Here is a 20,920-nt window from a genome sequence, read left to right on the forward strand (position 1 = left end):
AGGGATCGGACATGGCACGCAGCATCACCTACCGCGAGGCGATCAACGAGGCGCTGGCCCAGGAGATGGAGCGCGACTCGTCGGTCATCGTGATGGGCGAGGACAACGCGGGCGGCGCGGGCTCGCCCGGCGAGGAGGACGCCTGGGGCGGCGTTCTCGGCGTCACCAAGGGGCTCTACCACCAGTTCCCCGGCCGGGTGCTGGACACCCCGATCTCGGAGTCGGCGTTCGTCGGCGCCGCGATCGGCGCCGCCACCGGCGGGATGCGGCCGGTCGCCGAGCTGATGTTCATCGACTTCATGGGCGTCTGCTTCGATCAGATCTTCAACCAGGCCGCGAAGTTCCGGTACATGTTCGGCGGCAAGGCCGTCACCCCGGTCGTCATCCGAACGATGTGGGGCGCCGGCCTGCGCGCGGCGGCACAGCACTCGCAGTCGCTGCTCTCGGTTTTCACCCACATCCCCGGGCTCAAGGTGGTGGCGCCGTCGAACGCCTACGACGCCAAGGGCCTGCTCATCCAGTCCATCCGCGACGACGACCCGGTGATCTTCGCCGAACACAAGCTGCTCTACGACGTTGCCGCGGAGGTGCCGGAGGAGAGTTACACGATCCCGTTCGGCGAGGCGAACATCGTGCGCGATGGGTCGGACGTCACGATCGTGGCGATCGGCCGGATGGTCGCGATGGCCCAGGAGGCCGCCGCGCAGCTCGCGTCCTCTGGCATCGACGCGGAGATCATCGACCCGCGCACGGTCAGCCCGATGGACTGGGACACGATCCTGGAGAGCGTCGAGAACACCGGCCGACTCGTCGTGGTGGACGAGGCCAACCCGCGCTGCTCGCTGGCGACGGATATCGCCGCCGTGGTCGCGCAGGACGCGTTCTCGTCGCTGATGGCACCACCGCAGCTGGTGACCGGTCCGCACACGCCGGTGCCGTTCGCCGACTCGTTGGAGGACCTGTTCATCCCCGACGCCCAGCGCGTCGCGAACGCGGTCAAGACCGCCGTGGAGTGGAAGCGGTAACGATGACTGACGACCGCATCCAGCGGGTGACGATGCCCAAGTGGGGCCTGTCGATGAAGACAGGCAAGATCGTCGAGTGGTTCGTCGGCGAGGGCGACACGGTCGCGGGTGGTGACGACCTCCTCGACATCGAGACGGACAAGATCGCCGGCACCCTGGAGTCCCCGGTCGAGGGGCTTATCCGCCGGCTGATCGCCGAGCCGGGCGAGGACCTCCCCGTCGGCGCGGTGCTCGCCGTCGTCGCGCCGGAGGACGTGCCGGACGCCGAGATCGACGCCGTCGTCGAGGAGGCGAAGGCCGCCATCGCGTCCGGCGCGCTGGAGGTGGGCGACGAACCGGAGCCGCAGGTGGTCGACGTCGGCGGGCGGACGATCTCCTACCTGACGCTCGCGTCCGAGGAGCCGGCGGGAGATCCCGTCGTCCTCGTGCACGGTTACGGCGGGGACAAGAACTCCTGGCTGTTCGTGCAGCAGCCACTCGCCGAGACCGGCACCGCGATCGCGCTGGACCTGCCGGGCCACGGCGCGTCGAGCAAGGACGTCGGGGACGGGTCGCTGGCGATGTTCGCCGACACCGTCAAGGAATTCCTCAACGCGCTCGGGATCGAGCGGGCGCACCTCGTGGGGCACTCCCTCGGCGGTGCGGTCGCGGCGGCGGTCGCGCGTTCGGCACCGGAGAAGGTGGCGTCACTGACGCTGCTCGCGCCCGTCGGATTCGGCCCGGACGCCGACGCCGAGTACCTGCGGGGCTTCGCGGCGGCGACGTCACGTCGGGAGCTGAAGCCGCTGGTAGGGCGGCTGTTCGCCGACCAGTCGCAGGTCACCCGGCAGCTGGTCGACGACCTGCTCCGCTACAAGCGGATCGACGGCGTCGACAAGGCACTCTCGGCGGTGCTCGGCACCCTTCTCGACGCGGACGGACACCAGGCGATCGACACCCGCAGCCTGCTTGCCGACGTCGACGTGCCGGTGACCGTGGTGTGGGGCAGCGCCGACCGGATCCTCCCCGTGCCCGACGGGGTGGAGCTCGAGCAGGTCGAGGCCGGTCACATGCTGCACATGGAGGCGGCAGGCGACGTGGTCCGGCTGATCCAGCGCCGCCGGTAGCCCCGGCGGGGGCGCAGTGCATCCTCGGCCCACCACCGCAACACTCCGGATGGCCCGACGGCTCGCCCACCGGGCCGGTGGCGTGGTCAGATGACGCGGACGTTGTCCGCCTGCGGTCCCTTCTGACCCTGGCTGGTCTCGAAGGACACCCGCTGGCCCTCCTCCAACGACTTGAACCCACTGCCCTGGATAGCCGAGTAGTGAACGAAAACGTCCTTCCCGCCGTCGTCGGGGGCGATGAAGCCGAAGCCCTTTTCCCCGTTGAACCACTTCACGGTGCCCTCAGGCATGTTTCCTCCTTGATGGCCGATCGCGACCCGATCGTGCCACCTCACGTGGCAGAGGTACGCCACATCACTCACATGCGGAACAAATCGCCCGACGTCGCGACGACGACCAGCTCGACCCACCGCCGCCGCCTCGGCCAGCTCGCGCCGGGCCACACTCAGCATATGGCCGGCGCCGGCCGCCGGAAGCACATCCTTGGCCTCGTCATGCTTCGCGCAGATCGCCGTGCACGGCGCTCAGGCCTGCACGAGGACACCGACGATCGACGATGTGCTGCCCGGAGCGTCACGCGCCGGGGTCAACGGCGGGTGCGGAGCAGCGCGTTGACCCGGGCCATCTCGTTCCCGACGACCATCATTCCCTCGTCGACACCCATGCCGGGCTTCGCCAGGATCTGCGCCGCCCCGCAGGCCATCGCAATGTGCGTCGTCACCTGGGCCGAACGGTCGGTCTCGTTGCACGTTCCGCCGCAGTAGGCGGCCAGACCGGCGCGCCGCACGAGGAGCAGCGCCTCCACGACGTTGTTGACCCCGCCGAGGTCGGGGGTCTTCACGTGGATGACGTCGGCGGCCCGCTCAGCTACGAACAGCTCGATGTCGGCGAGGCTGTTGCACCACTCGTCGACCGCGATGCGCACGTCGCTGCCCCGCTCGCGCAGGGCCTGCCGGAGCCGGCCGTAGAGCTTTACCTGCGCGTCCCGGCCGCCCGCGTCGAGCACCTGCTCCAGCGTGAGCCGGAACGGGCTCGCCACCTGGCCCAGAGCGACGAGATAGTCGGCGACGGCTTCGACGTCCAGCGCGAACGCCTCGCCGACCGTCCCGTAGACGTCGAAGTACAGCATCGGCGCATAGTCGTCGCGGGTGCGGAGCGCGAGGATGCGGTCGCGCACCCACCCGACGTACTCGGCGAAGATCTCCCCGCGGGCGCCGAGCTTCGTCTCCATGTTGTTGATCAGGCCGTGCGGCAGGACGGCGGCCTCCTTGAGCACCATCTTGTCGACGCCTGCGTACCGCTCGTCACCAGTCTGCACGAACATCGGCACCGGGGCGATGTCCCAGTCGATGCCGTACTCGTCCCGCACGACCTCTGCCATGGTCGTCCGGCGGGCGCGGGCGACGGCGTCGAGCACTGCCTGGGTCACGCCGTAGCGGACGGCCGTGTGCAGGGGGCGCCCGTCGACGAGCAGACCGTCGACCGCGGCGGCCAGGTCACGGAAGCCGGTGAGCTCGGCCCCGCGCAGCAGCGGTGCCACATGCCGTTCGACCGTCTCCGCGGCGGCGTCGGCGTCGAACAACGGGTCGCGGCCGCCGACCCCGGCGTACTGCACGGCGGCGCAGTCACCGTGGGCGACCTGCCCGTCGTCCGTCAGGAGCATCACCGAGAGGGCCTGGCCGGCCTGCCGGACCGCCCGGAAGCCCGGAGTGACCGGTTCGCCCGCGTAGGTGAAGCCGTCGTGCCGCGCACCTGCCCGGATCGCGGTCTGGTCGTCGGTGAAGAACCCGGTCCGGGCGGGGGCACACAGGACCTCGGCGATGCGCATCGGGAACGGCTCCGTGACGAAGAGGGGCGGTGGGACAGGCGGGTCAGAACGCGTCCTGGAGCAGCTGGCGGGACGCGACGAGATGGGCGCGCATGGCCGTCTGCGCGGCCTGCGGGTCGCGGGCCTCGAGGGCGGTGAGCAGCGCGTCGTGCGACATCATGGTGTGCTGCCGCGCGGGCCGCGCCGCCCAGTAGCTGCGCCAGAACCGCAGGTTGTGCAGGAGCAGGCGCTCGGCCGGCGCCTGCAGCAGCGCGTTGCACACCGTGTGGACCAGCCGTGTGTGGATGGCGTGGTCGTCGCGCAGGAACGCCTCGTGGTCGGTGCCCTCGCGGGCCCGGTCGGCCGCCGTGACCAACCGCCGCAGCTCGGCGAGGTCCGCGTCGGTGGCCCGCCGCGCGACGATGTGCACGACGCCGCACTCGATCGCCTCGCGCGCCTGGAACATGGCGAACACGTCGTCCAGGGTCACCGGCGTCACGATCGTCCCGCGGCGCGGGAAAACGGTGACGAAGCGGTCGTTCGCCAGCCGCGCGATCGCCTCCCGGACCGGCATCCGACCCAGTCCGAGGTCCGTTGCGAGTGACTGTTCGTTGACGACGGACCCGGGCGGTAGGCGCAGGTCGAGAATGTGTTCGCGGATCTCCAGATACGCGCGATCGCTGGTCCGCAGCCGGACGGCTTCCACTCGTGCCTCCTCGTCTCACGGCGTGAACCGCCCGCGCGCCGGTCGAACTGGTCTCGTAGAGATATATCAAAAGTGCAGCCCGTTGGATTGTGACGCTTTGGGGTCGGAGCCGGACCGAGGACGTTGCCGACGTGACGGCCGGGTTTCACTGTCGATCATCGCCCTCAGGTCTGACACCAGGCATCCTGCCCCGGACCGACGACGTCGGAGCCCGCGCCGGGCCCGCCCGGGACGGCGTAACCGCCAATTAACGGTTCTTGACGTGGCAGTAACGTACGACTACTATCTTCTTGACATATCACACGGTGATAAGTGATCTGACTGACGGTCGGCGCGGGGGCCGACACGTTTCCGGACGTTCCGAGGGCATTGGGAACAACGGACGGCACGGGCCACCAGCCGCGCGCCGCGGGGACCACCAGAACAACCTCACGATGGCGGAGAAATCGCCCGCGGGCGACACACGGCACCGAACCATGAATGGAATGGGAAATGCCTGACAAGGTCGAGCAGAACACGTTGTCGACGAACGCCCCCGCGTCGTTCTCCCTGGCGGCGTCCGCACTCTCGCGCCGGCGGTTCCTCGCGATCGGCGGCGCCGCCGTCGGCGCGATCGGCGCCACCTCGCTGCTTGCGGCGTGCGGCAGCGGCGCTTCCGCGGGGATCGCCAACACCCCGTCCGACACGCTGACGGTGGGCGTCTTCCAGGAGCCGGACACCCTCGACCCGGGCGCAACCGGCCTCGCGCTCTCCTCGCTGATCGCCTCCGCGGTCTTCGACCCGCTGGTGTGGTGGCTCCCGACCGCGAACGGGGACAAGCAGTTCTACCCGGGCCTCGCGACGAGCTGGGAGGTCTCGCCGGACGCCACCACCTACACCTTCACGCTCCGTCAGGACGTCGACTTCCACGACGGCACGCACTTCAACGCCGAGGCGGTCAAGGCCACCTTCGACCACATCGTCAACCCGGAGACCAAGTCGCGCGCGGCGAAGGGCTCACTGGGCCCGTACCAGGAGACGCGGGTCGTCGACGAGTACACCGCGCAGGTGGTGTTCAGCGCACCCAACGCGGCGTTCCTGCACGAGATGACCACGGTGCTGTTCGGCATGTCCTCCCCGCAGGCCCTGCAGAAGTACGGGCCGACAGGCTTCGGGAACAACCCCGTCGGGACCGGACCGTTCTCCTTCGTGAGCTACGCCGCCCAGGACCACATCTCGCTCACGAAGAACCCGACCTACAAGTGGGGCCCCGAGGCCTTCGGCGCGCCCGGCCCCGCCAAGCTGACGAACCTCGACTTCCGGATCCTGCTCGACTCGACCGCCCGCTACAACGCGCTGCAGGCCGGCCAGATCCAGATGGCCATGAACCTCAACCCCAGCGACATCCAGACGATCCGCAACACGACCGGCCTGACGCACTACAACATGCCCTCGACCGGCCAGCCCTACGGCTACCCGCTCAACGTGAAGAAGACCCCGACCGACGACCTGCTCGTGCGCCAGGCCATCAACCTCGCGGTCGACCAGGACACGCTCGTCCAGTCGGTGCTGATGGGCGCCTACGAGCCCGCGCACAACGTGCTCACCCCGACGACGCCGGGCTACGACAAGTCGCTCGACACCATGTACGCCTACAACCCGGACAAGGCGAAGGCCCTGCTCGACCAGGCGGGCTGGGTGGCCGGGCCGGACGGCACCCGCAGCAAGAACGGGCAGCCGCTCGAGGTGGAGATCCTCATCCAGTCCTCGAACGGTTTCGACCTGCCGACGCAGTTCGTCGTCAGCCAGCTCAAGGCGGTCGGCATCGCCGCGACCACGAGCTCCGAGCCGTTCACCACCGCGGCGCAGTCCTACAACAACGGCGTGCAGAACCTGTCGGCGATCTTCTACTACGACGTGGACCCGTACCTGCTCAAGAACCTGGTCACGACCGAGCAGATCCAGAGCGGCTTCAACTGGGCGCACTACAGCAACCCGGCGGTCGACTCCGGCATCGCGCAGGCCAACGCCACCATGGACGACGCGACCCGGACTGGGCAGTACCAGCAGGTCACGCAGACGCTCATGGAGGACGCGATCTTCCTGCCGCTGTGGAACGTCAGCGGCATCTTCTCGGCGGCCAGCAACCTCAAGGGCCTCAACTTCGGGACCACCGGCTACGCGCTGTTCCACGCGGCCGAGCTCGCGTGACCTGCACCTCGGAAGGGTCGGCATGATCCGATTCATCGCCGGGCGACTGCTGGTGACGCTGCCGGTCCTCCTCGGCGTCACCCTCGTCGCGTTCCTCATCATCCACCTGATCCCGGGTAACCCGGCGCAGGCGATGCTGTTCGGGGCCAACCCGACCCCGGCGCAGATCCACGACCTGGAGGTCCGGCTCGGGCTCGACCAGCCCCTGTACGTGCAGTACCTGCGGTACATGGGCGGGCTGCTGCATGGCGACCTCGGCACGTCCTTCGTCACCCAGCGGCCGGTGATCAACGAGATCGTCGACAGGGCGCCCGACACGTTCGTGCTCAGCGGCGCCGCCATGCTCGTGGCGATCGTCGTCGGCATCCCGCTGGGGATCGTCGGCGGCGCCCGCCCGGGCTCGGTCTGGGACCGGATCGGCCGGGTCGTGTCCGTGTCCGGGGTCGCCATCCCGTACTTCTGGCTCGGCCTCGTCTTCCTGCTGATCTTCGCGGTGCGACTCAAGGTGCTGCCCGCGATCGGGACGCAGGGCTTCAGCTCGCTGATCCTGCCCGCCCTCGCGCTCGGCTGGGGCTACGCCGCGATCCTCACCCGCCTCGTGCGCAGCCGGCTGATCGAGGAATACCACGACGACTACATCAAGACGGCCCGGGCCAAAGGGGCCGGTCCGGCGCGGGTGCTGCTGATCCACGCGCTGCGCAACGCGATCATCCCAACGGTCACGATGCTCGGCCTGCAGATCGGCAACATCCTCACCGGCGCGGCGGCCATCGAGGTGATCTTCGGACGCCCCGGGCTCGGCAGCTTCCTCGTCAACGCGATCGCGGCGAAGAACATCCCGGTCGTGCAGGGCGCCGTCCTGTTCATCGGCATCGTGTACCTCCTGATCAACCTGGCGGTCGACGTGACCGTCGGGGTGATCGACCCCCGGACCCGGAAGCGGGTGGCGTTGTGACGTCGATCGACCGGCAGGACGCGGAGACGGTCCCGGCGGCCGGCCCCGCGATGGTTGCCGCTCCGGCGGCCCGCACCCGGCGGCGCCGCGGATCCTCGCTCGGCGCCGTGTTCGCACGCGGCGGGCTCGTGCAGGGCGCCGTGCTCGCGGCGCTCGTGCTGTTCCTCCTCGTGGTCGTGGTGTTCCCGGCCTGGATCACCCCGGGCGACCCGACGGCGTCCGTCGGCGGGGCGCTGCTCGGCCCGAGCCCCACCCATCTGTTCGGCACCGACAGCCTCGGGCGGGACGTGCTGACCCGGACGGTGTGGGGCGCCAACCCGATCCTGTTCGCCAGCGTGACCGGCATCCTCATCTCCACCGTCATCGGCGTCTCGCTCGGCCTGCTCGGCGGGATGACCAACGGCTTCGTCAGCGGGCTCGTCATGCGGATCCTCGACGTGATGCTTGCGCTGCCGGCGCTGCTCATCGCGCTCATGGTCGTAGCGATCGTCGGGACCGGCGTCACCAGCATCGTGATCGCCGTCGGCGTGGCCTACATCCCGGCCTTCGCCCGCGTCGTCTACAGCTCGGTGAAGCGGCTGCGCACGGCCGACTACATCGCCGCGGCGCGGCTGTTCGGGTCGAGCCGGCCGCGCACCGTGGCCCGGCACCTGCTGCCCAACCTCGCGACCGAGATCGCGGTCGTGGCGAGCAGCGCGGTCGGCTGGGCTGTGCTGACCGCGACCACCCTGAGCTTCCTCGGATTCGGGGTCAGCCTGCCCGCGCCGGACTGGGGCGTCGACCTCTCCGCGGGCGGGCAGTTCCTCGAGACCGCCTGGTGGATCTCCACGTTCCCCGGCCTCGCCATCACCGCGACGATCCTGCTGAGCAACTACCTCGGCGACTACGTCAGCTCGATCCTCGACCCCCGCCACACGATCCGGGTCCGGCAGCCCTGGCTGCCCGCCTGACCCGACGAGGAGACTCCGTGACCCTGCTCGAGGTCCGTGACCTGCGCACCCAGCTGCGCCGCCGCCGGGACGTCGTCACCGCCGTCGACGGCATCTCGTTCGACATCGCCCCCGGCGAGACCGTCGGGCTGGTCGGTGAGTCCGGCTGCGGCAAGACGATGACCGGGTCGTCGATCATGCGCCTGCTCCCGCCCAACGGCCGGATCGCGTCCGGCTCGGTGCGGCTGGCCGAACGCGACCTGACCGGGCTCACCGAGCGCGACATGCGCCAGGTGCGCGGGCGCGACGTGGCGATGGTGTTCCAGGACCCGATGACCTCGCTCAACCCGACCATGACGATCGGGCGCCAGATCATCGAGGCCGTCCGCCTGCACCGCGACGTGAGCAAGCAGGAGGCGCGCGCCAGGGCGATCGAGGTCCTCGGGCTGGTCGGCATGCCGCAGCCCGAGCAGCGCCTCGACGGCCACCCCCACCAGCTCTCCGGCGGCATGCGGCAGCGTGTGATGATCGCGCTCGCGCTCGCGTGCGAGCCGAAGCTGCTGATCGCCGACGAGCCCACGACCGCGCTCGACGTCACCATCCAGGCCCAGATCCTCGAGCTGCTGCGGGAGCTCCGGGACCGCCTGTCGATGGGCGTCCTGCTGATCACCCACGACCTCGGCGTCATCGCCGGGCACGCCGACCGGATCCTCGTGATGTACGCAGGCCGGATCGTCGAGTCCGCACCGACGAGGGACCTCTTCGCGAACCCCCGCCACCCCTACACCGAGGCGCTGCTCGGCGCGATCCCGCGGATGCACACCGACCGGAAGGACGAGCTGCGCGCGATCCCCGGGCTGCCCCCGGACCTGGCCGATCCGCCCGTCGGGTGCCGGTTCGCGCCGCGGTGCACGTTCGCGTCCGCCCGCTGCGGCACCGAGGACCCGGCGCTGACGGCCACGCCCCGGGACCGCGCCTTCGCGTGCTTCCACCCGCGGCCTGCGCAACGCCCGGTGCTGACGATCGTGTCGCGGGAGGCCGCCGCGGAGGCCGCGGCCGGACCGGCGGAGATCCTGCTCGAGGCCTCCGACCTGCACAAGGAGTACGCGCTCCCGGGATCCGGGTGGGGCCGCGGCCGCACGCTCAAGGCCGTCTCCGGCGTCTCGCTCACCGTGGCGGCGGGCGAGACCTTCGCGCTGGTCGGCGAGTCCGGGTGCGGGAAGTCGACGACGGGCCGGCTCCTCGTGGGCCTCGACGAGCCCACGGCAGGCACGATCACCTTGGACGGCGAGCGGCTCGTCGGCCGCCGCCGCGTGCGCCCCCGCGACATCCAGCTCGTGTTCCAGGACCCCTCGGCGTCGCTCGACCCGCGGATGAAGGTCGGCGCCAGCCTGATGGAGCCGCTCGCCGTGCAGCGCGTCGGCGACCGCCGCGCCCGGGAGGCGCGCATCGCCGAGATGATCGATCAGGTCGGCCTGCCGAAGAACGCGCTCGAGCGCTACCCGCACGAGTTCTCCGGCGGGCAGCGGCAACGGATCGGACTGGCCAGGGCCCTCATGCTGGGCCCGCGGCTGGTCGTCGCGGACGAACCGGTGTCCGCGCTGGACGTCTCCGTGCAGTCGCAGGTCCTCAACCTCATGCGGTCGCTACAGCGTTCGATGGGCCTGACCTACGTGGTCATCAGCCACGACCTGTCCGTCGTCCGCTACCTCGCGGACCGGATCGGCGTCATGTACCTGGGCAAGCTCGTAGAGGTCGGGCCGGCGTCCCGCGTCTACGAGCGCCCGGCGCACCCGTACACGGCGGGGCTGCTGGAGGCCATCCCGGAGCCGGACCCGGACGCGGAGCGGGCGAAGAAGGCGGCCCCGCTGGGCGGCGAGCTGCCGTCGGCGATCGACCCGCCGTCGGGGTGCCGCTTCCGCACCCGGTGCCCGCTGGCGCAGGAGATCTGCGCGATCGAGGAGCCGCCGCTGCGCCCGATCGCGGGAGGTCAGTCGACGGCGTGCCACTTCCCGCTGCAGGAGCCGTGCGCGGCGGAGGCCGTCACTGGCGCCTCGGCGGGGTGAACGGGCGGCGGGGGTCAGAACAAGGCCTGCAGCAGGCCCCGCGAGTCCGTGATGTGCTTGCGCATCGCCTGCTCGGCCAAGTCTCCCGATCGGGTGCGGATGCCCGCCAGCAACTCGTCGTGGCCGAGCATCGCCGTGCCGTGGGCGCGGCGGGTGGAGAAGTAGAACCGCCAGAACCGCAGGTTGTGCAGGAGCAGCCGCTCGGCGGCGTCGGTCAGCAGCGAGTTGCCGAGCATGCGCACGACGAACAGGTGGATCTCGAAGTCGGTCCGCAGGTAGTCCTCGGGCCTGGCCTCCGCGCGGGCCTCGTCGGCGACCGCGACCAGGTCGTCGAGAGCCGCCACGTCCGCGTCGGTGGCCCGCTGGGCGGCGATGTGCACGGCACCGCACTCCAGCGCCTCGCGGGCCTCGAACAGGTTACGGACGTCCTCGAGCGTGAACGAGGTGACGACCGTGCCGCGGCGGGGGAGCACGGTGACGAACCCGTCGGACGCCAGCCGTGCCAGTGCCTCGTGGACCGGCATCCGGCCGATCCCGAGCTCGTTGGCCAGCGACTGCTCGTTGACGACGCTGCCCGGCGAGAGCCGCAGGTCGAGCAGCCGTTCCCGCAGCTGCTCGTAGGCCCGATCACTGGCGCGCATCGTGCTCGCTGACATCCTGTCCCCTCGACCGACTGCCATAGCAGTATGTCGCACTGGTCATGCGATGACCCAATCACAGCATTGCATGCAGCAGTCGTATGTCAGATCAGGCCGGGTGCGCAGCGACCTCGACGGGCACGGCCGCCGGCTCGCGGCCGCTCTGCCACACCCCCGCTACGTCCGAGGCGTGCGCCATGTCGAACCGGTTTCGCATCAGCAGGAGCGACGCGTCGTGCTGCGCCGGGTCGTCGCTGGCGACGCAGTCCTCGACGACGACCACGTAGTAGTCGTTGAACAGGGCGTCGCGGGCGGTCGACTCGACGCACCCCTCGGTCGTGCACCCGGTGACGATCACGCTGCGGATCCCGTTGCTGCGCAGCAGCAGGTCGAGGTTGGTGCCCCAGAAGCCGCTCGAACGCCACTTCGGCACGACGAGCTCGCCGTCGCGCGGCTGGAACTCCTCGGCGAACTCGTGCCCCGGCGTGCCCGCCACGCAGTAGCGCAGCGCCGGGCGACCCGCTCGCGCCTCGGCGTGCATCCGGAGGTTGAAGCGCAGCTGGGCGGGCGAGTCGCTCCGCCGGTTCGGCAGCGCGCTCATCTGGACGTGGACGACGAGCACGCCTGCCGCGCGCGCGGCGTCGAGCAGACCGGCCAGCCGAGGCCGCATCGGGGGGTACATCCCGAGGTCGACACCGAGCCGGCCGAGCACGCCGTCCGGCTCCAGGAAGTCCCGCTGCATGTCCACGAGCACGAGCGCCGAATGCCGCGCATCGACCAGCTCGGAGAGCTCAGTCAGCACCTGCTTGCCGTCGATTTCGATCAACCGTTCGCTCCGCTCGGGTCGCACCTCGCCGCAACACCACCACTGTAACAGATCAGATGCTACAGTGTGATCTATCAGTTGCAGGCAATGCGCGAATCCGCTGGAGGAAACCGTGTCCACCCCCGCCGATCGCCCCACGGTCCTTCGCAACGGCGTCGCCCTCGTGGGGCCCGAACTCACCGAACGCCCCTTCCGGACCCTCACGCTCCACGGCGACTCGATCGGCGAGTTCGACTCGGCCGACGACGCCGGTGAGTCCTTCGACGTGGACGGCGGCTACGTCCTGCCCGGGCTGATCGACTGCCACGTCCACTTCGACCTCGCCGCGCACCCGCTCGCGTACGTGCACTGGGACCGCAGCGGCTTCGTCCGCTCGGTGACCTGCCTGCACAACGGGCTGCTCGCACTGCGGGCCGGGATCACCGGCGCCCGGGACCTCGGCTCCGTCGACCACCTCGTGCTGGAGTACGCCGCGCACGTGCGCGCGGGCTCCGTCACCGGCCCGCGGATCGCCGCCGCCGGCCGTCCCATCACCATCACCGGCGGCCACTGCGCGCAGTACGGGCTGATCGCCGACGGGCCGGTCGCCTTGCGCACCGCGGTGCGCTCGCAGATCGCCGCGGGCGCGCCGGTCATCAAGCTGATGGCTACCGGCGGCATCTCCACCCCAGGCAACCCGGGCGTGCAGGGGCTGAACCTCGACGAGCTGACCGCGGCTGTCGAGGAGGCGCACAAGCTCGGCGCCCGCACCGCCGCCCACGCACACTCCCCGGAGGGCATCAAGGCGGCCCTCGGCGCTGGGATCGACACGATCGAACACGCCGCCTTCGCCGACGACGAGGCGTTCGAGATGCTCAAGGGCAGCGGGACCACCCTCGTGCCGACCGTGAGCGCGCTGAACAACATCGCCGCCGGCGTCGGCATCCCCGACGACACCGTCGAGAAGAGCCTCGCCGCCCGCGAGACCTACCGGGCGAGCACGGCACGGGCGATCGGCGCCGGCGTGAAGATCGCCGCCGGGACGGACGCGGGCACGGCCTTCAACCCGATCGGCGGCCTCGTCGACGAGCTCGACATGTACGTGACGGGCGGGATGAGTGCCTACGACGCCGTGCGGTCGGCCACGGTCCACGCCGGGCCGGTCCTCGGCGACAAGGTCGGCGTCATCGCCCCGGGACACCGTGCCGACCTGCTGGTCCTCGCCGACGACCCGCGGGCCGACCTCGCCGCGCTGCGCCGTCCCGTCCGCGTCGTCGCGCGCGGGCGCATCGTGGACCCGGCGTGGCTCGACGCGACGATCGAGGAGTACGCGAGTGTGCTGGCGTGAGTGCGGCAGAGGACCGGAGGGAGTGAAGCAGTGATCATCGACATGCACATGCACATCGACGACGTCCCGTCTCTCGGCTGGGAGCTGTCGGCGGAGACGTGCCTGCGGAGCATGGACGAGGCCGGCATCGAGCGGGCCGCCGTCATGACCATCGGGGATCTGCCCGGCGGCGCCAGCCCGAAGGCGCTGGAGCTGATCGCCGAGGCGTGCGAGAAGCATCCGAACCGGCTCCACGGGTTCATCCGGCTCAACCCGCGGCAGGTCGACGAGGCCATCGGCCTCCTCCACACCGCCGTGCGCGACATGAACTTCCGCGGGCTGAAGCTGCACCCCGTCTCGACGCTGGCCCACCCGGGGGGCCGCGAGACGATCGCCCTCATCAAGGCCGCCGGCGAGCTGGGCGTCCCGACGCTGTTCCATTGCGGCGACGAGCCGCTGACCACCCCGCTGTCCATCGCACCGGCCGCGGCCGCCTGCCCGGACTCGACGATCATCCTCGGTCACATGGGGGGCTACTTCCACGTCGACGAGGCGATCGACGTGGCCGAGCGGTACCCCAACATCATCCTGGAGACCTCCGCGACGCCGTACCCCGCGAAGATCGGGGAGGCGGTGCGGCGCATCGGTGCCGAGCGCGTCATCTACGGCAGCGACGGCCCGGTCAGCTCCCCCGCGCTGGAGACGCAGAAGATCGTGCTCGCGCAGCTGAGCGACGAGGACCGCAATCTGGTCCTCGGCGGGAACGCGGAGACGCTGCTGGGGATCACGCGATGACGATCGACGCGCTCTGCTTCCTCGGGGTCTCCCGGTTCGGCTACCAACTGAACGCCGCGGACCTTGTGCGGACCCTCGACGCCGAGGGGATCGCGACGGCCGTCGTCGCTCCCGTCCACCCCCGTGACCACGACTTCGCCGCCGCGAACACCGAGATCGCCGCCGTCGCAGGCGACTCCGGCGGCAGGCTCGTCCCGCTGGCCCGGATCGACCCGTGGGACGGCGAGGCCGCCGTCGACGAGCTGGCCCGGGCGGTCGACGGCGGCGCACGCGGCGTGTTCCTGCACCCCGCGGAGGAGTACTTCCAGATCAACGACGTCCGGCTGCGGCCGGTGGCCGAACGAGCAGGTGAGCTCGGTGTCCCGGTCATCGTGGCCACCGGGTTCCATTGCCTGTCCGAGGCCATCCAGGTGGGGCGGTTCGCCGAGTGGTGCCCGGACGTCCCGGTCGTCATGACCAACGGCGGGCAGCTGAACATCTCCGGACTCGCGCAGTCGGACGCCGAGATCGCCCTCGGCGCGCCCAACGTGCACATCCTGACCAACGGCGTGTACCGGGACGACTTCCTGGAGCGGACGGTGCGCAACTTCGGGGCGGACCGCGTGCTGTTCGGCAGCTGCGCGCCACGGTTCGAGGTCGCGTACGAGCACCGGCGCGTGCACCAGGTGCACATCTCCGACGAGGAGCGCGCGCAGCTGCTCTCCGGAAACGCGAGCCGGCTGTTCGGGATCGGGGTGCCGGCGTGAGCGCCCTCGCCGGACGCACAGCGCTCGTCACGGGCGCGGCCAGCGGGATAGGCGCGGCGATCGCCGAGGCGTACGCGGTCGCCGGGGCGCGGCTCGCCCTCGCCGACCGGGCCGCGGGCGACGGACTGCAGGCGGTCGCGGACCGCTGCGCCGCCCACGGCGTGCCGGTCGTCACGGTGCGCGCGGACGTCGCGGTCGAGGACGACGTAGCCCGCATGGTCGCCGCCGCCGAGGAGCTCGGCCCGCTCGACGTGCTGGTCAACAACGCCGGGATCCTCACCGAGTGCCACGTCGCGGAGATGCCGACCGCGATGTTCGACGAGATGATCGCGGTGAACCTCCGCAGCGTCTTTCTCTGCTGCCGAGCGGCTCTGCCCGGCATGCTGGACCGCGGCTTCGGCCGGATCGTCAACATCGCCTCTCAGGTCGGCCAGAAGGGCGGCGCCGGGCTCGCTCATTACGCCGCCGCGAAGGCCGGCGTGATCGGCCTGACGAAGTCGTTGGCGAAAGAGGTCGGCGGGCGCGGCGTCACCGTGAACTGCATCGCGCCCGGCCCGATCATCACCCCGCTCGGTGGCGACCTGTCGGACGAGTGGACGGGGCCGCTGCTCGCCGGGCTCCCGCTCAAGCGGTTCGGGCAGCCCGGGGAGGTCGCACCCACGGCCGTCCTGCTCGCAAGCAGCCCTGGCGGGGATCTCTACACCGGGCAGACGCTCGGGCCCAACTCCGGGGACGTGATGCTGTGACGGCCCCGCGCACCGTGCTCGTCACGGGGGCGGCCAGCGGGATCGGCAGCGCCGTCGCCGTTGCCGCCGGCCGGCTCGGTACCGCCGTCGGAGTCGGCACCTTCGACGGCGACCCCCACGACGCCGCCGCGACGGTCCAGCAGATCGAGCGGGAGGGCGGCCGGGCCGTCGCGCTGCCGGCCGACGTGCGCGACCCGGCGCAGCTCGACGCTGCGTGCGCCACGCTGGTCGACCGCTTCGGCAGCCTCGACTTCGTCGTCGCGAACGCGGGTTGGCTGCTCCTGCGGCCGCTCGCGGAGATGACCGACGAGCTGTGGTGGAGCATCCTCGACGTCGACCTGACGGGCGTCATGCGGACGCTCCGGGCCGCCGCCCCGCACCTTCCTGAGGGCGGCGCGGCTGTGTGCGTGTCGAGCGTCGCAGGCGGCAGTGTCGGCTGGGCCGGCCACACGCCCTACACCGCGTCGAAGGCCGGGGTGATCGGGTTGGTGCGCAGCGCGGCGCTCGAGCTCGCGCCGCGCGGGATCCGGGTGAACGCGGTACTGCCCGGCGTCATCGAGTCGCCGCAGTCCCTGGACGGGGTCAACTCCGGCGGACCGGAAGGCCTCCGGCGGTCCGCGGCGAAGATCCCGCTCGGCCGGGTCGGACAGCCGGACGACGTGGCCGACGTGGTGTGTGCACTGCTGTCCGACACGATGCGGTACGTGACCGGCCAGACGATCACCGTGGACGGTGGCCTTCTCGCGGCATGGCCCACCTGACGGGACGGCTCCCGAAGGATCGACATCGAGGGGAAGTGCGACTTCGCATTCAGGCCACGCCGGTCAACCCATCTGATCTGTTGTATGTACGTGGTTACTTCTATGGCTTCGCCCGCCACAGTCGGAATCGACGCCCTCCCCGTCGCCCTCGACATCCAGGCTCGCGGCCGGCTCGCGCGCGAGCGGCCGTGCCGTGGTGCACGCCGGCGAGCGCGAGCAGCGCGAGGCCGGTGGGGAGGGCGATTGACGCCGGGCCGACAGCCCTGAACAGGGCGGCACCCAGCGCGGCGCCGGCCCCGAAACCGACGATCGACGGCCAGGTGTTCGCCGCGCGGCGGCGCGCCGCGGCCGCCTCAGCCGGGTCCTGCCCCAGCAGAACGTGACCGACGTCCATCGTGAAGCGGGTGATGTTGGTCGTCATCACCGCCGTGGTCGGCGCGCCTCGCACCGAGATCTGCACCAGGGCGTTCTGCACTGCCATGGCCGAAACGCCCAGCATCGCGGCGAGGACTTCGTTCGGCGCGTTCGGGTCGATGCCGATGGACGGGCTCAGCGCCAGGAAGCCCGCGAGCAGCAGGAATTGCAGCAGGAGAAGAGGACGCAGGGAGGCGAGCCCGGCCGCTTCCAGACCGGCCGCCAACAGTCTCGCCAAGGCGAGCACGACGATGAAGACGGGGACCGACAGCACGGGCGCGATCCCGACCGGGTCACCCGTGACGACGTGGGCGGCGAGGATGACCAGGTTGCCGGTGATGTGGGCGACGAACAGGCCGCCCAACCCGAGGAAGCTGATCACGTCCGCGCTCCCGGCGATCACACTGAGTACAGTTGGAAGCAGCTTCAGGCGCAGCGAATCGTCCACGGCTGGAGCCGAGACGGCCGGGGTCATGCTGGGGAACCCTGACCCTACGGCGTGAGGATCACGGTCAGGGTGGTGACGCCCTGGGCGGGGTGGACGGTGACGCCGCCGATGTCGGCTGATCCGGAGGGCCCCGAGAGCAGTACGGCGTAGGCGGCGTCCTGGAAGCTGGGGTGGCTGTAGGCGGTGTGGATGTTGTCGACGAGGTCGACGGGGTCGAGGAGCACGACCAGGTGCTCTGCGAGCGTGGCGATGGTGTTGACGCCCAGTTCTTTCTCGGTGACCAGAATCGATCCGGTTTCTGCTACGCCGAGTGGTGATCGGACGACTGTGACGTCGATGTCGGCGGGTGCCGCCCAGTCGGTGAGTTCCGCCGGATTGATTGTTCCGGCTGCCTCGGGGACCGTGGAGCAGACTCGCTGGGCGTGGGGGAAGGTGCGGGTCAGCCACTGTTGCAGGTCGTCGGGTGGCTGGGTGATGGTGTTGCCGTCGAGGCGTGCAAGGGCGGCGGCGAACAGGCCGGTGAGGTCATCGGCTTTGTGGTGGAAGTCGGGGATCTGCGGTAGCTCGCGCGACGGCGGCCGGCGCTCACGGATCGCGGTCAGGATGTCCTCACGTGTGCCCATCGTCAGCCCCATGGGTGCTTGTCGTGGTTTCCCGGGGCAGTGCATCCCGGGGGTGAGTGCTGCCGCGGTTGCGGGAATACCACTGGTGAAAGGTCTCCGCGCCCGGGCTCGGGAGGTCCCTGTGGCGTCCCCAGGCGTTGAGCCGGTTGTAGATCGCGAAATGCGGTAGAACGTCCAGCGCGGCCTTGCCTGCCTCGGTGGCCATCCGGTAGGCCTCGGGGTGGCTGAGAACCTTGTCGGCGACCTTCATGGCCGCCTTTTTGGTGGTGGAGAACTCCCCCTTGGCGTTCATCTCCTCGCGCCACTGGTAGATCTGTTCGTGGATATTGATCTGGACGGGGCAGACGTTCGTGCAGCTACCGTTGATCGTGGAGGCGAAGGGCAACTCGCTGTGGCGCTGGATGTCGAACGTCGGCATCATGATGATGCCGATGGGTCCCATGTAGGTGGAGCCGTAGCTGAGGCCGCCGCTTCGCCGGTAGACCGGGCATGTGTTCATACACGCGGCGCAGCGAATGCATTTCAGCGAGCGCCAGAAGCGCTCGTCGGCGAGCCGCTGCGTGCGGCCGTTGTCGACGAGCACGACGTGCATCTCGGCGCCGTCGCGGGGCCCCGCGAAGTGCGAGGTGTATTGGGTGATTCGCTCGCCGGTGGCGCTGCGGGTGAGCAGCCGGATGAAAACGGCGTAGCGGGCACCCGTGGCGGCGATGCGATCGAGTTTGTCGTTACCGATCGCGGCCGAGACGGCTTCCTCGGTGACCGCGAACGTCCCGCCGAAGCCGCAGCATTCATCGGGGCGGTCGAAGTCGGCGATGCTGATGCCCTTGACCTTCTCCAGCAGGCTTCTCGGTTTGGAGAACCACGGGTCGTTGGGCCGCTCGCTCATGGACTGCTCACACAGGCCGCGGATGGCCGAGCAGCTCACGTGCAGCGCAACCTCATGGGGGAACTCCGCCCACGGGAACTCCTGGACCCGCAGCACGTCGCAGAGGAACTCAGGCAAATCCCGCACCTGTGAGGACACGTGCCGGCGACCGGGTGAGTCCTTCGCCGCGGTGAACTTGTTGCGGATGTGATGCACGCAGCTGCCCGACGGCGCGACGATGTACTCGTAGTCGGCGAAGTTGCGAACGAGCAGTTCCTCAGTCGCTTTCGCCTGCGTGAACGCGCCGCTGTTGGCCATCGGCTGACCGCAGCAGGTTTGATCGAAGGGATAGTCCACCTCGACCCCCAACTTCTCCAGCAACTCCAGCGTCGCCACGCCGACCTGCGGATAGAACATGTCGATATAGCAGGGAACCATCAGCCCAACACGCACGACGGGGGCCCCTTCTGTGGATGAGACCGACGGTCGGTGACGGTCGGCGTCGGCGGTCACGGGTCGTTCTCGTTGGGCTGGTCGAGCCCGAGGTCACGCCGGGGGTGGCCGACCATGGCGGCGGGGTCGATGACGCGGTCGAATTCGGCGGCGACGACACCCAGGGCGAGGGCCGCCTCGCGAAGGGTGACCCCATCGTCGTCGGCCTTGTGCGCAATCGCGGATGCCTTGTCGTAGCCGATGGTGGGGCTGAGCGCGGTAACGAGCATCAGCGACCGGCCGACGTAGTCGTCGACCTTTGCTCGGTCGAGTTCGGTTCCGTCGACGCTGTAGCGGCGCAACTTCTCGCAGGCGTCGCCGAGGATGCGGGCTGAGTGCAGGACGTTGTTGATGATGATCGGGCGCATGGCGTTGAGCTCGAAGTTCCCCTGTGCCCCCGCGGCGGCGACGATCGAGTCCTCGCCGATGACCTGCAGGCAGACCATGACCATGGCCTCCTGTTGGGTGGGATTGACCTTCCCGGGCATGATCGATGAGCCCGGCTCGTTCGCGGGCAGCGTGAGCTCGTGCAGCCCGGCGCGGGGGCCGGAGGCCAGCCAGCGCATGTCGTTGGCGACCTTCATCAGCGCGACGGCTAGCCCGCGCAGCCCGGCGCTGACCGCGACAATCGCGTCCAGCGAGCCTTGGGCGGCGAACTTGTTGGGCGCAGTCGTGAACGGCTGCCGGGTGAGGTCGGCGACCTGTGCGGCGATCTGTTCGCCGAACCCGTCGGGGGCGTTCAGCCCGGTGCCGACGGCGGTGCCGCCGGCGGCGACCTGGTAGATCGCGTGCAGTGCATCGGCGAGACGCGCCCGGGCCTCGCGCAGTTGCGTGGCCCAGCCCGACCACTCCTGCCCGACGGTGAGCGGGGTGGCGTCCTGCAGGTGCGTGCGTCCGATCTTGACCACGTCCACCCACTGCACGGCCTTGTCATGGATCGTCTGAGCGAGCCGGTCGACGTGGGGCAAAAGACGCCCGGTCACCTCGAGCACGGTGGCGATGTGCATCGCGGTCGGGAAGGTGTCGTTGGACGACTGGCCCATGTTGACGTGGTCGTTGGGGTGCACCGGGTGTTTGGTGCCGAGTGTGCCGCCGAGCAGTTGGCTGGCCCGGTTGCCGATCACCTCGTTGACGTTCATGTTCGACTGGGTGCCCGACCCTGTCTGCCACACGTACAGCGGGAACTCACTGTCCAGATGGCCGGTGATGACCTCGTCGGCGGCCTGAATGATCGCGGCGCCGCGCTGCGCGTCCAGCCGGCCTGCGCTCTGGTTGACCAGCGCGGCGGCCTTCTTCACGTAGCCGTAGGCGTGATAGACGGCCTTGGGCATGTGGTCGTCGCCGATGGAGAAATGGATCAGGGAACGTTGGGTCTGTGCGCCCCAGTAGTGCTCGGCGGGCACCTCGATCTGACCCATCGAGTCGCTTTCCATGCGGGTGCCTGTGGCGCCGGTGCCGATTGGCACGGTCGGGACG

The 20,920-nt window shown here is 70.1% G+C and carries 20 protein-coding genes; 11 read left to right on the forward strand and 9 right to left on the reverse strand.

Features of this window, described 5'->3' with window-relative positions; translation table 11 throughout:
• Nucleotides 1–11: 11 nt before the first annotated feature.
• Nucleotides 12–1,025, forward strand: coding sequence for an alpha-ketoacid dehydrogenase subunit beta (locus tag ABD143_RS15985; RefSeq protein WP_343978143.1), 1,014 nt, complete (start codon nt 12–14; stop codon nt 1,023–1,025).
• A 2-nt stretch (nt 1,026–1,027) separates the two neighbouring features.
• Nucleotides 1,028–2,131 (forward strand): acetoin dehydrogenase dihydrolipoyllysine-residue acetyltransferase subunit, encoded by a 1,104-nt coding sequence (locus ABD143_RS15990; protein WP_343978146.1) that lies wholly within the window; start codon nt 1,028–1,030, stop codon nt 2,129–2,131.
• Nucleotides 2,132–2,217: 86 nt separating this feature from the next.
• Here ABD143_RS15990 and cspE read toward each other — a convergent pair whose 3' ends face one another.
• From cspE to ABD143_RS16005, 3 genes are all read right to left on the reverse strand, one after another.
• Nucleotides 2,218–2,421 (reverse strand): transcription antiterminator/RNA stability regulator CspE, encoded by a 204-nt coding sequence (gene cspE, locus ABD143_RS15995; RefSeq protein ID WP_343978149.1) that lies wholly within the window; start codon nt 2,419–2,421, stop codon nt 2,218–2,220.
• 296 nt (nt 2,422–2,717) lie between these two features.
• The gene (locus ABD143_RS16000) at nt 2,718–3,959 is read right to left on the reverse strand and encodes a methylaspartate ammonia-lyase (protein ID WP_343978152.1); all 1,242 of its coding nucleotides are present in this window, start codon (nt 3,957–3,959) and stop codon (nt 2,718–2,720) included.
• 43 nt (nt 3,960–4,002) lie between these two features.
• The gene (locus tag ABD143_RS16005) at nt 4,003–4,644 is read right to left on the reverse strand and encodes a GntR family transcriptional regulator (RefSeq protein ID WP_343978155.1); all 642 of its coding nucleotides are present in this window, start codon (nt 4,642–4,644) and stop codon (nt 4,003–4,005) included.
• 492 nt (nt 4,645–5,136) lie between these two features.
• Here ABD143_RS16005 and ABD143_RS16010 point away from each other — a divergent pair, with 492 nt between their 5' ends.
• Genes ABD143_RS16010 through ABD143_RS16025 form a run of 4 tightly spaced genes read left to right on the forward strand, consistent with a single transcriptional unit; the run spans nt 5,137 to nt 10,784 of the window.
• Nucleotides 5,137–6,834 (forward strand): ABC transporter substrate-binding protein, encoded by a 1,698-nt coding sequence (locus tag ABD143_RS16010; RefSeq protein ID WP_343978158.1) that lies wholly within the window; start codon nt 5,137–5,139, stop codon nt 6,832–6,834.
• Nucleotides 6,835–6,856: 22 nt separating this feature from the next.
• On the forward strand, nt 6,857–7,789 hold the full coding sequence (locus tag ABD143_RS16015) for an ABC transporter permease (protein ID WP_343978161.1): 933 nt from the start codon (nt 6,857–6,859) through the stop codon (nt 7,787–7,789).
• Nucleotides 7,786–8,739, forward strand: a complete 954-nt coding sequence (locus tag ABD143_RS16020; RefSeq protein WP_343978164.1) for an ABC transporter permease — start codon at nt 7,786–7,788, stop codon at nt 8,737–8,739. The genes ABD143_RS16015 and ABD143_RS16020 overlap by 4 nt, the downstream gene beginning before the upstream one ends.
• A gap of 17 nt (nt 8,740–8,756) precedes the next feature.
• Nucleotides 8,757–10,784 (forward strand): ABC transporter ATP-binding protein, encoded by a 2,028-nt coding sequence (locus ABD143_RS16025; RefSeq protein ID WP_343978168.1) that lies wholly within the window; start codon nt 8,757–8,759, stop codon nt 10,782–10,784.
• A gap of 14 nt (nt 10,785–10,798) precedes the next feature.
• Here ABD143_RS16025 and ABD143_RS16030 read toward each other — a convergent pair whose 3' ends face one another.
• Entirely contained in the window at nt 10,799–11,440 is a 642-nt protein-coding gene (locus ABD143_RS16030; RefSeq protein ID WP_343978171.1) for a GntR family transcriptional regulator, read from the reverse strand.
• 91 nt (nt 11,441–11,531) lie between these two features.
• Entirely contained in the window at nt 11,532–12,248 is a 717-nt protein-coding gene (locus ABD143_RS16035; RefSeq protein WP_343978174.1) for a cysteine hydrolase family protein, read from the reverse strand.
• Nucleotides 12,249–12,360: 112 nt separating this feature from the next.
• On the opposite strand from ABD143_RS16035, the gene ABD143_RS16040 reads away from it, so the two are divergent.
• Genes ABD143_RS16040 through ABD143_RS16060 form a run of 5 tightly spaced genes read left to right on the forward strand, consistent with a single transcriptional unit; the run spans nt 12,361 to nt 16,602 of the window.
• A complete protein-coding gene (locus ABD143_RS16040; RefSeq protein WP_343978177.1) occupies nt 12,361–13,575 on the forward strand; it encodes a metal-dependent hydrolase family protein in 1,215 nt (404 codons plus the stop codon).
• Between the two features lie 30 nt (nt 13,576–13,605).
• Nucleotides 13,606–14,349, forward strand: a complete 744-nt coding sequence (locus tag ABD143_RS16045; protein WP_343978180.1) for an amidohydrolase family protein — start codon at nt 13,606–13,608, stop codon at nt 14,347–14,349.
• Nucleotides 14,346–15,095 carry an amidohydrolase family protein gene (locus tag ABD143_RS16050; RefSeq protein ID WP_343978183.1) on the forward strand — a complete coding sequence of 250 codons (750 nt, stop codon included), beginning with the start codon at nt 14,346–14,348 and terminating at the stop codon, nt 15,093–15,095. The genes ABD143_RS16045 and ABD143_RS16050 overlap by 4 nt, the downstream gene beginning before the upstream one ends.
• The gene (locus ABD143_RS16055; protein WP_343978186.1) at nt 15,092–15,841 is read left to right on the forward strand and encodes an SDR family NAD(P)-dependent oxidoreductase; all 750 of its coding nucleotides are present in this window, start codon (nt 15,092–15,094) and stop codon (nt 15,839–15,841) included. The genes ABD143_RS16050 and ABD143_RS16055 overlap by 4 nt, the downstream gene beginning before the upstream one ends.
• Entirely contained in the window at nt 15,838–16,602 is a 765-nt protein-coding gene (locus tag ABD143_RS16060; protein ID WP_343978189.1) for an SDR family NAD(P)-dependent oxidoreductase, read from the forward strand. The genes ABD143_RS16055 and ABD143_RS16060 overlap by 4 nt, the downstream gene beginning before the upstream one ends.
• A gap of 100 nt (nt 16,603–16,702) precedes the next feature.
• Here the strand turns inward: ABD143_RS16060 and ABD143_RS16065 are convergent, their stop codons facing one another.
• The 4 genes from ABD143_RS16065 to fumC are packed head-to-tail and all read right to left on the reverse strand — an operon-like array spanning nt 16,703 to nt 20,910.
• Nucleotides 16,703–17,464 (reverse strand): DUF1275 family protein, encoded by a 762-nt coding sequence (locus ABD143_RS16065; protein WP_343978192.1) that lies wholly within the window; start codon nt 17,462–17,464, stop codon nt 16,703–16,705.
• Nucleotides 17,465–17,508: 44 nt separating this feature from the next.
• Nucleotides 17,509–18,087, reverse strand: coding sequence for a LutC/YkgG family protein (locus ABD143_RS16070; protein WP_343978195.1), 579 nt, complete (start codon nt 18,085–18,087; stop codon nt 17,509–17,511).
• On the reverse strand, nt 18,074–19,465 hold the full coding sequence (locus ABD143_RS16075; protein ID WP_343978198.1) for a heterodisulfide reductase-related iron-sulfur binding cluster: 1,392 nt from the start codon (nt 19,463–19,465) through the stop codon (nt 18,074–18,076). Before ABD143_RS16075 ends, ABD143_RS16070 begins: the two co-directional genes overlap by 14 nt.
• Nucleotides 19,462–20,910, reverse strand: coding sequence for a class II fumarate hydratase (gene fumC, locus ABD143_RS16080; protein ID WP_343978201.1), 1,449 nt, complete (start codon nt 20,908–20,910; stop codon nt 19,462–19,464). The genes ABD143_RS16075 and fumC overlap by 4 nt, the downstream gene beginning before the upstream one ends.
• Nucleotides 20,911–20,920 lie beyond the last annotated feature (10 nt).

It is taken from the genome of Pseudonocardia aurantiaca, assembly GCF_039526725.1.
GTDB classification, from domain to species: Bacteria; Actinomycetota; Actinomycetes; order Mycobacteriales; family Pseudonocardiaceae; genus Pseudonocardia; species Pseudonocardia aurantiaca.

What these genes read in the sequence shown, in the direction of transcription:
- ABD143_RS15990 (WP_343978146.1), top strand. Translation starts at nt 1,028, where the DNA reads ATGACTGACGACCGCATCCAGCGGGTGACGATGCCCAAGTGGGGCCTG.
- ABD143_RS16010 (WP_343978158.1), top strand. Translation starts at nt 5,137, where the DNA reads ATGCCTGACAAGGTCGAGCAGAACACGTTGTCGACGAACGCCCCCGCG.
- ABD143_RS16015 (WP_343978161.1), top strand. Translation starts at nt 6,857, where the DNA reads ATGATCCGATTCATCGCCGGGCGACTGCTGGTGACGCTGCCGGTCCTC.
- ABD143_RS15985 (WP_343978143.1), top strand. Translation starts at nt 12, where the DNA reads ATGGCACGCAGCATCACCTACCGCGAGGCGATCAACGAGGCGCTGGCC.
- cspE (WP_343978149.1), bottom strand. Translation starts at nt 2,421, where the DNA reads ATGCCTGAGGGCACCGTGAAGTGGTTCAACGGGGAAAAGGGCTTCGGC.
- ABD143_RS16050 (WP_343978183.1), top strand. Translation starts at nt 14,346, where the DNA reads ATGACGATCGACGCGCTCTGCTTCCTCGGGGTCTCCCGGTTCGGCTAC.
- ABD143_RS16030 (WP_343978171.1), bottom strand. Translation starts at nt 11,440, where the DNA reads ATGTCAGCGAGCACGATGCGCGCCAGTGATCGGGCCTACGAGCAGCTG.
- ABD143_RS16070 (WP_343978195.1), bottom strand. Translation starts at nt 18,087, where the DNA reads ATGGGCACACGTGAGGACATCCTGACCGCGATCCGTGAGCGCCGGCCG.
- ABD143_RS16000 (WP_343978152.1), bottom strand. Translation starts at nt 3,959, where the DNA reads ATGCGCATCGCCGAGGTCCTGTGTGCCCCCGCCCGGACCGGGTTCTTC.